This window comes from Burkholderia sp. BCC1047 (assembly GCF_902833155.1).
Taxonomy (GTDB): domain Bacteria; phylum Pseudomonadota; class Gammaproteobacteria; order Burkholderiales; family Burkholderiaceae; genus Burkholderia; species Burkholderia sola.
The window spans coordinates 59,012-72,682 of sequence record NZ_CADFEH010000031.1 but is presented as its reverse complement, the minus strand read 5'-3'; the positions used below and the strand labels follow the sequence as shown (position 1 = coordinate 72,682).

General features: G+C 61.6%; 10 protein-coding genes and 1 pseudogene. 4 read left to right on the top strand and 7 right to left on the bottom strand.

Features of this window, described 5'->3' with window-relative positions; translation table 11 throughout:
• Positions 1-43: 43 nt before the first annotated feature.
• The 6 genes and pseudogenes from HWX55_RS27320 to HWX55_RS27295 form a co-directional block, all read right to left on the bottom strand.
• Positions 44-379, bottom strand: a complete 336-nt coding sequence (locus HWX55_RS27320; RefSeq protein ID WP_175977981.1) for a hypothetical protein — start codon at positions 377-379, stop codon at positions 44-46.
• 28 nt (positions 380-407) lie between these two features.
• A complete protein-coding gene (locus tag HWX55_RS27315) occupies positions 408-812 on the bottom strand; it encodes an Imm1 family immunity protein (protein ID WP_175977980.1) in 405 nt (134 codons plus the stop codon).
• Between the two features lie 14 nt (positions 813-826).
• A complete protein-coding gene (locus HWX55_RS27310) occupies positions 827-1,144 on the bottom strand; it encodes a hypothetical protein (RefSeq protein WP_175977979.1) in 318 nt (105 codons plus the stop codon).
• A 914-nt stretch (positions 1,145-2,058) separates the two neighbouring features.
• On the bottom strand, positions 2,059-2,454 hold the full coding sequence (locus tag HWX55_RS27305) for a hypothetical protein (RefSeq protein ID WP_175977978.1): 396 nt from the start codon (positions 2,452-2,454) through the stop codon (positions 2,059-2,061).
• A 395-nt stretch (positions 2,455-2,849) separates the two neighbouring features.
• Positions 2,850-7,091: pseudogene (locus HWX55_RS27300) on the bottom strand (RHS repeat-associated core domain-containing protein); the annotation flags it as partial.
• Between the two features lie 54 nt (positions 7,092-7,145).
• Positions 7,146-10,325, bottom strand: coding sequence for a type VI secretion system Vgr family protein (locus tag HWX55_RS27295; protein ID WP_175977977.1), 3,180 nt, complete (start codon positions 10,323-10,325; stop codon positions 7,146-7,148).
• Positions 10,326-10,692: 367 nt separating this feature from the next.
• Between HWX55_RS27295 and HWX55_RS27290 the strand changes: the two genes are divergently transcribed.
• Complete coding sequence (locus HWX55_RS27290; protein WP_050013111.1) at positions 10,693-11,493, top strand: cystine ABC transporter substrate-binding protein; 801 nt, start codon at positions 10,693-10,695, stop codon at positions 11,491-11,493.
• Positions 11,494-11,595: 102 nt separating this feature from the next.
• Here HWX55_RS27290 and HWX55_RS27285 read toward each other — a convergent pair whose 3' ends face one another.
• Complete coding sequence (locus HWX55_RS27285; protein ID WP_124557214.1) at positions 11,596-11,799, bottom strand: hypothetical protein; 204 nt, start codon at positions 11,797-11,799, stop codon at positions 11,596-11,598.
• Between the two features lie 57 nt (positions 11,800-11,856).
• Here HWX55_RS27285 and HWX55_RS27280 point away from each other — a divergent pair, with 57 nt between their 5' ends.
• The 3 genes from HWX55_RS27280 (at position 11,857) to HWX55_RS27270 (ending at position 13,670) form a co-directional block, all read left to right on the top strand.
• Positions 11,857-12,039 carry a hypothetical protein gene (locus HWX55_RS27280; RefSeq protein WP_175977976.1) on the top strand — a complete coding sequence of 61 codons (183 nt, stop codon included), beginning with the start codon at positions 11,857-11,859 and terminating at the stop codon, positions 12,037-12,039.
• A 345-nt stretch (positions 12,040-12,384) separates the two neighbouring features.
• Complete coding sequence (locus HWX55_RS27275; protein WP_175977975.1) at positions 12,385-12,906, top strand: PAAR domain-containing protein; 522 nt, start codon at positions 12,385-12,387, stop codon at positions 12,904-12,906.
• A complete protein-coding gene (locus HWX55_RS27270; protein ID WP_175977974.1) occupies positions 12,903-13,670 on the top strand; it encodes a nuclease in 768 nt (255 codons plus the stop codon). The genes HWX55_RS27275 and HWX55_RS27270 overlap by 4 nt, the downstream gene beginning before the upstream one ends.
• Position 13,671: the final 1 nt, after the last annotated feature.

Here is a 13,671-nt window from a genome sequence, read left to right as displayed (position 1 = left end):
CCTTCTCTGGGGAACTGAAAAAGATCGATCGTGTGCCGATGCGTCATGCCATCCAGACGTCTTCGTAGCCGGCATCGTCGATGATGAAGCGCGCGCCGGCCGGCAACTGCAGATAGGGCAGAACCGATGGCAGGTAGGTCGACAGGTGTGCGGCGTGCAACGGCTGATAGAAATCGGCGGCGTCCGAGTATTCGCCGCAATGGAAAAACCAGCCGACGTTGTCGCCTTCGGACAGCGCGATGCGCGTGCCGTAGACGGGCATCCGCCCGAGCGTCGACATCGCGACGGCAACCATCTCTTCGGGCTCGGTGGCGTGCAAGCCGTAGCGTGCGCAAATCGCTTCCTGTTGCGCGCGCAATACTGCCGGATCGTCTGCCATGTTCAATTCCTTCCTGTCACGCAGCGAATCAGCCGGGCTGCCAGCGTAACCGCGGATCGGCGCCGCCGGTCGATACGAAATAGGCTGCCGCCTGCGTCGCCGTTACACGATCGACGCACTGTCGCGCGAGATAGCTGCCTCGCTGGCCACCTGCCACGAGTTCGATCGTTTCGTCTGCCGGCGCTTCGGGCGTCGTCAGGTTCAGCAACGCGGCGTCGATTTCCGATGCGATGAAGACGACGTATCGGCCGTCGTGGCCACCGCCAATCGTCATCACCGTTGCGTCGCTTGCGTCGAAGGCGACGGTCGAGCGATCGCGACCGTTCAGTCGTTCGACGGCCGCGATCGCTTGCGCAGGGTCGTCGCACGGCGCTTCCGTCACGTGCGAACGGTTGCCGACGGTTGTTTCTTCGATCACTTTCGTCGTTCGCATTCGCCGGCGTGCCTTCACAACAAGATAAATGCGTCGTTCTCGACGTAGAAGACAAACGCGTCGAGCAATTGTGCGACGCTTGGCTCGTCGACCTGATCGTGTGCGTTGATCACGATGTCCTCGATCGTCGCGCTGTTCAGCGTGACTTTCCAGCCAGGCTGAGCCGCCATGGCAGGCGCAACGTCTGCTTCCGCGTCATCAGCATCTTCGAAAAACGCCCCCTCGGTGTCGAGCGCCCACGGCATCGGCGGCAAATACAGCCTCCCCGAGAAATCGCCAGGGCGTTCGAGAATATGTTGCAGCGGTACTTGGGTCGGGGAGGCGATCGACATGGGGAATGCGGTGGTATCCGGAGGATTGCGTTGATTCGGCCGCGAGAACCTCACGGCAGGCCGTGATTATGCCAATTTCACGCGGGCATGATCGGCAGGCTTCCGTTGCAGGCGGGTGGGGTGCGAGCTGCATGTCGAGCGAAAACGCGGTCGGATTGACTGCTTGACGAGCCTATGTCCGCTATATCGGTTGTCCGAAATCCACAATGTCAAACACATCGATCCAGTACACGAACACGTCAGGCACCGTATCATGCCAACGCGGCGCGGAATCGATCCGCCGGTCGGACGCAAACAGGACTGTACATTGCATCGAAGCACCGCGAATGGTCAACACGATCAAACTGCCCAGCTTCCCGGAAAACGCAGCATGCCTATAGGTTCTGGGGTCTTCGATATCGTCGAAAAACATGACACCCGATGCAGTCAGATCCGTTTCTCGAAAAGGATATATCCCGTTCCGCGATCTTGATCGGCTGGACCTGAAACGCGGCGTCGAGGGAAGCGTAGTGGATCGTCATCGGTACGGGTAATCAAGGCTGGTAGTGAATACTCGGACGTCCTTGAAAATCGTGAGCGAGTAGCGGGACGCGGGCGTAGGGTGTTTGACGTTCAGCATGATCGGCTCGTAATTCGCTTTCGTGTACTGCGCAGGCCTGCCTTCGACTTGCTGGTTATACGGATAAGCTGCCGTACCCTTTAACGTCGACGCAACAACCTGAACCATGACACTCCCCGTCAGCAGCTCGAATGCCGCCTTGTCAGCTTCGATATCAAATCCCCGCCCATCCGTATCCTCGAGTCCGACTCCGATCCATGTTCAAAAACAACTCCGACTTTCACCACAAATATTCATACTGCCACGATGAGACATATCTGTTAAATATCCCCATCAAAAGCGGCAAAATTTTGCTCTATATTTTCGTATCGACCCCATCGGGCCCAACATAATTATTCACCTCAACGTCTCTCAGATCAAAATCTGCATTCGGCTCTCTCCCAGCCAGAGCAACAAAAAGGTCATGCACAAATCGCTCCTTGTCCTCCACCTCATCCAAAGGAATTTCCTGAGGCAACAACCCTCTCCAATTGGCCTCACACGAATGAGACGCCAACACATACTCCAAGACGTCCAAAACTTTGGATCGAGAGATCGGCCCAAACCTGTCAAATCTCGCTTTCATTTCCGCAAACAATCTACCTAGATGATTTTCATCATTAATATAAAAATCATCCAATTCATCATCCCTCATAGAATAGAGATAATAATATAATGGCCCAATATAGCTAAAATTTATGACTTTCTTCATAACGATGGTAGCTTAGGAAATGCCGTGACAATATTTCCATCTCGACGAACAACAGTAACCTCTGACGTACTCACTACTGCCCCACCTCCCTTTCGATAACCTTCCCCTACAGTTCTGCCCATATCGAACGTTACAGAATTTTCCCCGCTGGCATTCATTTTTGCTGTGCCGCGTTGAATAGCATCCAATTGGTCAACATTACTCACAAACCGCGTCGAGTCGGTCGGTCGAGGACGCTTGGGACACGGGCAGTCGGGCGGAATTCCCGTCATCGCACGATGTTCTTGCTGAGCCAGGGTTGTCCCTGCGCCATGACGAGAATACGCATGCCCGCCGCCTTTTGCGTCGATATCTTGCAAAATACTACCTGCGCGACGGTTCGCGCGATTTCCAGCTAAGCCTAAAGGGTCGACCCATTCGGTACCATTTAATGCATATTGATATACATTAATGCCGCCAGCCAATCGGATTGGATCTTTGGAGATGAACCTCCCGAATATCGGATCATAGTATCGATTTCGGTTATAGTGCAGTCCCGTTTCGTCATCAAAGTGCTGCCCCTGGAACCGCAACGGATTCTTCGCCACGATTCCCGCCGCCTTCGACGCCCGCGCAATCACTTCCCGCGCTTCACCCCACGCCTTGTACGACGCTTCCCACACAACGTCTCCGTCGTTATCTGTCAGCAACTGAGGCGTACCGATCTGATCGCAGTGGTAATAGAACACCGCCGCATCGCCCCGCCGCTCCGGCACCTTCTGCAGCGGATCCTCCTCCGGCACATAGCGGTCGGTACTCTTCCACTCCGGCGTCACGATCCCCTCGACCGGTTCCGCCACATACTGCGCCAGCGGCACGAACGTTCCCGGCTCGTAGAGATAGTGCGTGCCGCGCTCGCCGTCGCTCTCGTACGCCAGCGTGTCACCATCCCACCCGAACACCGTCCGCTCGCCGTTCACCTCCTTCGCAATACGCCGACCGAACGCGTCATAGAAATACCGCGCCTGACTCTGCCGTGCCGTCTCGGCAACGCGCGCAGACAGCATGCGATTGAATTCATCCCACTCGTATTCCTGCTCGCCCGCAGGCGTACGCTTGCGCACCAGATTGCCGCGTGCGTCGTACTCGAAGTGCATCCCTGCATACGCCTTCAGCAGGTTACCGAGCACCTTCGGCACCTCGACCGGCAACGTGCTTTCCGGCCGCACCGGGCTCGGACGCGATGCGGGCGGCTCCCCAGTGCGCACCGGATCGATGATGTTGCTCGCCGGATCGAATGCAAACCGTTCCTTTACAACAGGACTGATCGCCTCGATCAACCGTCCGACCGGATCGTATCGATAGTCGGTCCCGCCCTTGCGGCTGTCCTCGATCCGCGACAACTGCCCCACCGCGTCATAGCGATAGCGCCGCTCGGCAAGCGGCGCAGGTGACGTCGACCGTTGGATCGTCTGCTGCAGCACGCGTCCGGCCGGATCGTAGTGCGTGCGCTGCCCGACCTTGCTCGACAACACGCGAACCGTCTCCCGATGAAGATCGTCACGCTCGAACTGCACGCGCTCCTCGCCATCGAGCAACGTTCCGTGCACATGTCCCGAGCCATACATCAACCAGTCGACCACATGCCCATCCGGCCGCACAGTACGCCGACGATTGCCGAGTTCGTCGTATTCGTGATGCCACACGTAGCTGCGCCGGTCGCCGAACAGATCGTAGGCGTGATGTTCACGCACGAGATTGCCGACCGGATCGAAGAAGAACTGCACGCGGCTGTACCGGTTCACCGCGTCGATCAACCTGCCGCTCGGGTCGTAGGCGAACCGCTCCTCGCTTTCCCCTGCGACACGCTTGAGCAGCCGGCCGCCCGCATCGACGTCGACCGACGTCAAGCAACCCGCTTCATCGATCGAAACGAGACTTCCGCTGTCCGGATCGTACTGATAGCGCGTCGACTTGCCGTCGAAGCCGACTTCCTCGATCAGCCGGCCTGCCGGATCGTAGCGGAACCGGTACGTCGCGTAGTTGGCATCGGTCAGGGCGGTCAGGCGCCCGAGACGATCGTAGCGATACGCGATCGTCTGCCCGAGCGCATCGGCGCGGCTCGCAATACGGCCAACGGCATCGTAGCCATATCGCGTCGACCGATTGAGTTGATCCGTATGCCCAAGCAATCGACCTTCGGCATCGTACTGTACGTGTTCGACACCGGCCGGTGAACGAATCTCCGTCAACTGGCCGTTCGGGCCATATGCATAAGCAACGACACCCCCGGACGCGTCCTTTGTCTCGATCACGCGACCGATATCGTCATAGCGCCACGCCGTCTTCTTGCTGGAGCAATCCGTGTAGCTGGTCAATTGCCCGGCGGCATTGTATTCGAGTGCCTTCGATCCGCCTTTGGCATCGGTGATCCGTGTCGGCAGCCCCTTGTCGTTATAGCTGTACTTCGTCGAGTGCTCGAGCGGATCGATTTCCTCGACGAGATTGCCTGCATCATCGTACTTGCGCTGCCAGACATGCCCATTGGGATCGACGAGCCGGATCATCTGATCTTTGCCGTCGTATGCCATTTCGACAATGCTGCCGTCAACGCGCTCGTGCCGCGTCCGGTTGCCGCGTGCGTCGTAACGCATCTGCTCGGTGCTGCCGTCCTGCAGAATGTGCAACGTAAGGTTGTTGTGCTCGTCGCGCCGGAACCACTCTTCGTTTCCGTCCGGGTAGGCGATCCGATAAACGTAGCCCTTGATGTTGAAGTAATAGCGCGTCACCTGACCGAGCGCATCGGTCACGTAGGTCAACCGAATGTTCGGATGCCACGCAAGACGGATATCGAGGCTGCCATCGTCCGCGTACTCACGCACGCATTTCGCATTCGCGTTGTCGTCGGCATCCGCGCCGTCCCATTCAAGCGATATCCCTCGGCCGGTGCGATCGGTATAACGCGTCACGAGATGTCGGTCGTACTGGTAGCTCCACGCGTTGCCGTGCCGATCGATTGCGCGGATCAGATCGGCCGCCTCGTCATAGGCGTAATTCGCGAGCGTGCGGCGCTTACCGTCTTCGAGCACCTGCTCGATCAGCACGATCCGGCCTTGCTTGTCGTGCTCGAACGACAGCACGTTACCGCTCGCATCGATCAGGCGCGCCACGCGGTCGCGCGCATCGTAATCGAGCGTGATCGTGTTACCCGCGCGATCTTTCTGCATCGCCAGCCGGAACGCGTTGCCACGCCGTTCGTATACGTGCAACTCGTCATGACCGTACGCGATCGTTACCCACGTATCGTCGAGCCGCGACAGCGTCAGGTTTTCCGAGAGATCGTCATGCACGCTTCCGGCCGCGAGCGCGCGATATTCGATGCTGCGCCCGCTGGCATCACGGTAGAACCAAGTGTCACCTTCTATATCGATGCGCGTCGTGTACGGTGTGATCCATCGCGCGCCGAGTTCTCCGGTGTCGTATGCAGACAGGCGTGACCGATAAGTACGCGCCCAGACAAGCGGCAATGCACCGGGCAGTTCAAAGTCCGTATGCGTGAACGTCTCATCGCCGAAAGCAAAATCGATCGATCCGGGCGACGCACCGACCCCGCAACTTTTGCAGGGACTCTGGCCGGCACCCTCCGGACGCGCATGCTGTCCGGTCGCGCCGACCGGCTCCTGCGGGCGGTCATGCTGTGCCCTTCCCTTTCCGCCGGTCGGCACGTCGGCGCTCTTTTCACGAAGCTTGCCGCCCGCACGCACTCTTGCCACTGCCTGGATGACTTGCGCGATCAGCCAGAGCATCTTGCCTTCTTCGCTGCCATTCAGATCACGGATGGCCTTCGCGACTTTCGGCGCTTCAGTCTTCAGGAACGCGACGATATCGCGAAACGGTTGGAGCCACGAATCCGGCGCCAGCTTCGCGGCGGTCCCGACCGTCGCGTTCCCGGCTTCCTTCCCTAACGCGATCGAACCTTCGTAACCGTACTCGAGCGCATCGACGACGATCATCGGGTTGTATCAGGATCGCTCGTCCATCTTCCGCGCGATCTGCTGCGTACGCCGCACGTTCGCGCTACTGTCGAAAATTTGTCCTTTGAGGGCAAGCTCCAGTCCGCTGGCAATCCCGATCATCAATTCCTGCGCCTTGGCCGCGCAGTCGTTCAGCAGGTCGACAAGAACCTCCTGCAATGTCTTCAGGAAGTTCTCGATTTCCGTCGCGGCCGCAGCGTTCACGTGCGCAACGAGCACGCCAATGATCGCCGCCCCGAGATTGCCGCGCGACACCAGCAACTGATTACGCACGAGCGCCAACAGCGGCCGCGCCGACAGTCGGAACGATGCCAGCGGCGGCGGCAGCGGAATGACGCCGATCAGGTTGATCGCGAGTCCAAGATAATCGAGCAGCTCGGCGTGACGCTTCTCGACGATCGACACGATGTCGCACACGGCATCGTAGAACGCCATCAGGTTGCCGATGATCGGCACCGCACTCGCGACGGTTTTGAGATCCTCGAACGAAATGTGATTGCCGCTGATCTTGAGCAACCACTGATTGAAACGGTCGCCTCCCGCCGCCACGTCTTTCGGCGAAATATCGCTGAGCCAGGAAACAGCCTGTTCCTTCTCCGCACCCGGTGGAAGTTGTTGTGCCATGTCGTTCTTCGTTCAATTCGTGTTCTTTAAGACGGCTGACAAGCCACCGCCCTCTCAGGATTTCAGCGGTCCGCCGAACCCGCTCGTCGGCAGCTTCATGCCCGTCGCGCCTGCGGCCGACGCCACGGTCGTGGCGCCCTTCCCGGCGATGCCGGCGACGCCCGGCAATGCGCTCTGCAACGCGCCCGACGCGGCATTCGCAGCCGGCGCGGCAAGCGCGGCAAGCCCGCCCTGACGGGCGGCCTGAACCATCCCGGCCACCTGCTTCGCCGCACCGCTCAGGCTCGAGGCCGTCTGCAACGCCGACGCAACGCCGGCTCCGCCCAACGCGGTCGCAGCAGCCGGCAATGCCGAGCTCGCGAGCCCGCCGAGGGCCGCGCCCGCGCTGCCGCCGCCCACCAGCCCCATCGCAGCCGTCGTCGCGGCCGGTGCCATCCCCTGCAACTGGCTCGCGAGCTGTCCGCTCGCCGCGGCCTGCGCGGCTTCCGCCGACGGTTGCACGGGCTCCGCCGGCCACTTCACCTGCTTGAAATAGTTCGCCGGCTGATCCGACTCGCGTGGGTCCTTCCCGAATTCGACGCGCACCGCGCCGGGCGGCAACCCGCTCACGACCGTATTGCCGCTGTTGTCGAGTGCACCTTTCTTCAGCACGGCGCCGTTCACGTCCTTCACCGTGAACAGTCCGCCTTTCACCGCCTCGCCGTTCACGTACTTGTGAAACAGTTCGAGTTGCCCTGGCTGATCCGGCCGCGGGCTCGGCAACGGATACCCCATGCTCGCCGGCCCGGCGAACGTGTGCGACGCCCCCTTCACATCGACGGCGCCCGGCGCATGAATCTCGATGTTGCCGTCCTTGATGCGGATATACCCGCCGCCGCTCGTCAGCAGAATCCCCTGATCGGCCGCGATCTCGATCCGGTCGGTTGCGGACACAACCTTTACCGCCTTCTGCGCGGTCACCTCGACGTTGTCCGACTGCGCCTGGATCTCGACCTTGCCCTTGCCCGCGAACAGCCTCATCCCCGCGTTCTGCACGAACAGGCTCAGCTTCTGCCCGATGCTGCCGATCAGCGACTTGCCCGCCGCGACATGCACGCTTTGCCCGCTCGCGACGTTCACGTGATCGTTCGCGACGATGTGCAGCGACTGCTGCGTCGACATCCCGATCCCCGACGGGCTGCCGAACAGCATCACCGGTTCCTTGAACGCATTCGCGCTGCCGGTGCCGCCGCCCGCCGTACGTCCGCCGGACGCGTTGCCCGACGCACTGTCCTGCGTCGCGTCGGTGAACGCGCGCATCGTGTCGTGCGCTTCCTTCAGGCTTTCCGCCTGATGCTGCTCGCTCACGCCCGACATCGCCTCGATCAGGCTCTCGCCCGTCACGAGCTGCTGCTGCGCTTCCTTCACGTCGAGCGGCTGGCTGTTCGCCGCCTTCGGATGGGTGGTGACGTACAGGCCCTGGCTCGCCCGCACCGCACCGTACGCATCCGAGCGCAGGTCGAAGCCGCTGCCCAGATACGACCCGCGCGAATTGCCGTTCTGGTCGATGATGTAGCCGAGATGCAGCAGGCTGTTCGCGCTGCTGCTCATGAGCTGCACGCGGTTCTGCCCCGTCGCGTCGTCCATCACGAGCTGGTTGTAGCCGCCGCCCGAATATTCCTTCGACCGATATCCGGACAGAATCCCGTCGCTATGCCACTGCGGCTGGTTCGCGCCGTTGTATACGCGCCCGACGGCCAGCGGCCGGTCGCAGTCGCCGCCCACGTAGTCGATCAGCACTTCCTCGCCGATGCGCGGCACATGCACGCCGCCATAGCCGCCGCCCGTATCCGACTGCACGACGCGCACCCAGCACGACGCGTTTTCGTTACCCGGGTTCAGGCGATCCCACACGAACTGCACGCGGATCCGGTTCAACTCGTCGGTATAGACTTCCTCGCCCTGCGGCCCGACGACGATCGCCGTCTCGAGATGCATCTTCGGCTTCTCGTGTTCGAACGGGCTGCGATACGGCACGCTGACGCGCTGCGCTTCGACCTCGACGAGATAGAAGCCGACCGAGCCGTCGTCGTGCGGCACGCGAAACGCGGGGTCGGCGCCATAGCCTTCCTGCGCCTGCGTCAACGCATCGCGCAGGCTGTACGGAAAATCCGCGCTGCTGCTCGCGACGGGCAGGTTGTTCTCGATCCACCATTCGACGCCGATCGTCGCGAATTCGCGCTGATCGGCCGGATCGCGATCGTGTTCGGGATGGCCCGCCAGCGTGAAGCGCCGGCCCGCATCGATCGCGCGCACGCCGCCCACGCCGTGGAAGCGCTTCGCCTCCGACTCCCACTGCTCCATCTTGATCTTCGTCAGATGGTCGCCGCGCGTCTGGTCCAGATAGGTGTACGCACCGGTGTATTCGTAGACTTCGAGCTGGTCGGGCAATTCACCCTGGCCGGCCATCGTCGGCAGCGTCGTGCCCTTCGGGTTCGACGGTTGCGACGGATTCTTGTAGTCGAACGTGCGTGTCGTTCGGGTCACGCTCTGCAGCGTGCGCGTGCCCGACCATTGCGTGAGCGCGTCGGCTTCGCTCGCCGCGCCGCCGTGATAGAAGCGCACGGCCTGCGGCGACAGCGGCGCAAACGCCTGCAGGTTGTCGGTGATCACGAGCGTATGCGACTTGCCGTCGTCGGCCTGCTGCCACGTGGTGTAAAGGCCTTCGCTCTCCATCAGCCGGTGCACGAAATGCCAGTCGGTATCGTGCTGGCGCGTGTACGAACGGCTCGGCAGCGGCTTCGACAGCGCAAAGCGGAAATGGCCCTTCGCCTGCGGATGCTGGTCCAGCACGTCGCTGATGATCTGGTCGACGGTCGTATCGTTCCAGATCCGCTGGTCGCGACGGAACTTCAGGAAATGGGTGAAATCGGCGAACGTGAGCTGATAGGTCGTGAGCCCGCCGTCGGCGCCCAGACGACGCGCGGTGTGCACGTAGCCATTCACTGGCCGGTAGCTGCGATCGCCCTGCTGGATCCACAACGTGACCGGCTGCGCGATCAGCTTTTTAAGCTCCAGATCGCTGTCGGTCGACAGCACGTCCAGCGTGAATTCGTACGCGCGCCCGATGCGTGAGCGGCCGACCGCCCGCTGCACGGTCAGCACGTTCGCCCCCAACGGGGTGTCGAGCTTCAGCAGCCGGTCCTGCTGAAGCAACCCGCCGCGCAATGCGGCAACAGTGTTCTGCATGTTCATGGCAACGGCCTTTTCTTCTTTTGACGCGCCCTCGGATGGCGCGCTGAGCGATTTCGCTCGCGCGATTTTACAGACAAATCACGGCCCGAATCGGAAAAATGGCCTGATTTAAAAGAGTATTTTTAAGCGGATCCCGAATGCCCACGGCGAACGGGTCGAGCAGGCAGTCGCCGTGGACAGCCGTTGCCGTCACACTGCAGTGCCGCCTTCAATCCGCTGAAATCGAGTGCAATCAGGGCCAATTCGACTTCCGGTGCGGCGCGGTTGCGAGTAGTGTCTACGTGCCCGTATTGCGGCCCACCGAGGCCGGTCAGCGCCCGGTGCCCGGCGCTCACCACAACACCCTGCTGACCACTGGAGATCTGCGATGAAACGTTCGAAGTTCCTGCTGTCAGGCCTGCTGCTCGCGTCGGCCCTCGGCTTCACGGCCGTCGCCGCGCACGCGGACGACCTGCTCGATTCCGTGAAGAAAGCCGGCGTGCTGCGGGTCGGCCTCGAAGGCACGTATCCGCCGTTCAACTCGCGCGGCACGTCCGGCCAGCTCGAAGGCTTCGACGTCGACGTCGCGAACGCGGTCGCCGGCAAGCTCGGCGTGAAGACGCAGTTCGTCCCGACCGAATGGAGCGGCATCATCGCGGGGCTGCAGGCCGGCAAGTTCGACGTGATCGTCAACCAGGTCACGATCACGCCGCAGCGCAAGGAGGCGCTCGACTTCAGCGAGCCGTACACGTACTCGGCCGCGCAACTGATCCAGCGCAAGGACGACACGCGCAACTTCAAGTCGCTCGAGGACTTCAAGGGCAAGAAGCTCGGCGTGACGCTCGGCACCAACTACGACCAGATGGCGCGCAGCGTGCCGGGCATCGAGGTGCAGACGTATCCGGGCGCGCCGGAGAAGCTGCGCGACCTCGCCGCGGGTCGGATCGAAGCGACGCTCGACGATCGGCTGATGCTGCCGTACATGATCAAGACGTCGAACCTGCCGCTGCGCTCGGGGGCGGTGCTGAACGGCGGCAAGCAGGAGATGGCGATCCCGTTCCGCAAGGGCAACCCGAAGTTCGAGAAGGCGATCAACGACGCGCTCGAGTCGCTGCGCAAGGACGGCACGCTGAAGAAGATCTCGACGCACTGGTTCGGCAGCGACGTGACGGTGCCGGTCGCGCAGTAAGCGGTTCGGCGCGCGCTCAATGCGTCACGCTTTTCGCTGCGGCGAAGGCGTGACGCGCAGATGCAAGCGTCTTGCCTCCTTCTTCCTCTTTTCCGTTTTCCGTCAGGCCGCCTCGTCGAAGCGGGCAAGCAGCATCTGGCCAATCGGCGTCAGCGCCGGGCGCGCCGCTATCTCGTCTACGCGTACCTGCGTGTCGTCGACCAGCCGCTTTTCGACGAGCACGGCAAAGGCCGGGTTCGCGAGGTCGACACTGTCGGGCGCGCGCGCAATGCGCAGCAGCATAGAGAATTCATGCGGACTCAACATGGTCCATGTCTCCTGATCGTCCGCGATGCATTCGATCGGCGTCGATCACGTTTTCGAATGGAATGGATGGAGGCAGAAGCCGATGCGCTGCCGGAAGCGAGATCCCGGGTGATCCTGCGCGACGCGGGCACGGCGTCGGATGCGGTCACGCACACCCCGATCGCGACAATGCTGCCGCGGCGGGAACGTGCAACATTAGAGATGCGGCGTGACGCGGGCGTGACAAGAAAAAGGGGGTAACGACAGCGCTCGCGACATCGCGGCACGCAGCCCCGTGAACGAAAAAGGGGTTACGGAAAACTCCGTAACCCCTTTTCGGATTTGGTGCCGGCTGCAGGACTCGAACCCGCCACCTGATGATTACAAAGCACTTGAAATTGTCAAGGATTGCAAGGACTTAGCGCATTATCGCGTTTCCAAAACAGTCGATTCCACGGTCTGCTGAGCCTTATCTGGCAAGGTTCCGCCACGGATTGGAAACGGGCATCCAAGGGGCACTTCACGCTAGTGCCCCGGCATTAATGACAGGGCGTCACGTGATCCGAGCGTGCTAGATTTCACCGCAAACTATTCTGAGGAATTGCGATGGGATTTGCGTTCATTCGGGACGGCGACACGACCTCGCACGGCGGCCGCGTTATCGCCAGCGATCCGACAAATACTGACGACGGAAAGGCGATCGCGTTGCTTGGCGATATGGTTTCGTGTCCGCGTTGCGGCGGCTTGTTTCCGATCGTCAAAGTGAAGAACGAACTTCACATGACGTTCAACGGTCGTCCGGTCGTAACCGAGGGCGATATCACTGCGTGCGGCGCAACGCTTATCGCCTCGCAGAGCACGACGACAGCCTCTCCCACTGGGGGTAACGGTGCCCCAGTCGGCGGCGGCAAGAGCGTGGTCGCACAGAACGACGGGCCAAATCGCGGGCGCTTTCAAGTCGTCGACGACAACACGCGGCGCCCGATCCCTAACCACCCGTACACGGTCACGTCGACCGACGGCCAAACGATCCACGGCACGACGGACGCAGACGGCCATACGGACTGGTTGAACACGCAGCAGGCCGCGTCGCTCTCGTTCCGTCAACCGGGCACCAGCAAGGCATGACCGATTATTCGAGCAGCTCGGCCGCCGGCGCGAGCAAGGGGGACGGCAACACAACCGTCGTCGGGCTCGACGGCCGCCTGTCCGGCAAGGATAAGGAAGTGCTCTGCGGGGTCATGTGCCCTTGTGCGCGCGTCGGCGTTGCGACGCGCCCGGACAAGCGCGGGAGGTCGAGAACACTCCGGCAAGCATGCGTCGCTCAACGGCTGGACGCGATGAACGAATCATCTCGTGCAGCATTCGGCGGCCCAACCGAATACCTGCCGGAAGTCAGCTACGACATGAGCCCGACACCGCCGGCGCCTCCGGTCCCGATCATGGAAGACACGAGCCCGCTGCGCCCTGATTCCGTGGTCGAGTGGATACGCGATAATTGGCCGGGCGGCATGAAAGGCTACCGCCAGGGGAAGCAGGCCGGGTTAGATCAAACGCGTCGCCCCGACGTCGTGATCGTTCGCGACCCGGCTCTGCCTCCCGAGCAATCGAATATCAAGACGGTCGTCGAAATGAAGTTCGAGGACTCATACGGCGATCGTCAAAAGGAGGCATACGTGCGAATCGCCGGCAGTGACAAAAAGGTCGTGACGCTACGACCTGCCGACTGCGGATGCGGCGACGACAAGCCGGACGAGAAGGCCGCGCGATCGACGCAAACGCAATCCGACGCTGAGTCGATTTTCGGCGTCAGTCCGGCCGGGCCGAACCGCGCGCTGCCCGCCTCACCCCCGCATCTCCCGCCGGGTGTCCCCGGCTTCGCGCTCCCCTGAA